This is a genomic window from Vibrio sp. 2130-1 (genome assembly GCF_033339515.1).
This window is the reverse complement of sequence record NZ_JAWOUT010000775.1, coordinates 1-506: the sequence shown is the minus strand read 5'-3', so window position 1 is coordinate 506 and position 506 is coordinate 1. Positions and strand designations below refer to the sequence as shown.

Annotated in this window: 2 protein-coding genes; one reads left to right on the top strand and one right to left on the bottom strand. The window is 42.7% G+C overall.

Annotation, left to right across the window (positions count from 1 at the left end; genetic code table 11):
• A partial coding sequence (locus R7Q09_RS28635; RefSeq protein ID WP_318144269.1) for an OmpA family protein occupies positions 1 to 206 on the top strand: 206 nt, incomplete at its 5' end.
• Positions 207 to 417: 211 nt separating this feature from the next.
• Here the strand turns inward: R7Q09_RS28635 and R7Q09_RS28630 are convergent.
• Positions 418 to 506: DUF2753 family protein (locus tag R7Q09_RS28630; RefSeq protein ID WP_318144270.1), on the bottom strand; the 89-nt coding region annotated here is incomplete at its 5' end.

The window sequence follows — 506 nt, the reverse complement described above, 5'->3', positions numbered from 1 at the left end:
CGACCGATGGTAAGAGCGAAAGCCAGAGCCTATCGGAGCGACGAGCAGAGTCTCTACGTACTTACTTTGAATCATTGGGTTTGCCAGAGGATCGTATTCAAGTGCAAGGTTATGGCAAGCGCCGACCTATTGCTGATAATGGCACGCCGATTGGTAAAGACAAGAACCGTCGTGTAGTCATCTCTTTAGGTCGAACTCAAGTTTAGGCCGTAGTAAAGCATGCTTACATAAAAAACGCCGGAGAAATAATCTCCGGCGTTTTTGTATATTGACGTTGTAAGCTTGTAAATTAAGTAAGAGCATCGAAAACGCTCAAGTCTTACTTTGTATATGTTAGTGAGTATCTACTTACTGTCGAATAACTTTCGTTGAGTCATTTCCAAGTGATGAGGTCAGCTTATTTCCGACCTTTGCTCATTAATTTAAACGAAACTTAGCGATCACTTCGCAATTGGTTGCGGTATCGATCTTCTCTACTTGTTTCGCAATTGCTGGGTTTGGATGAC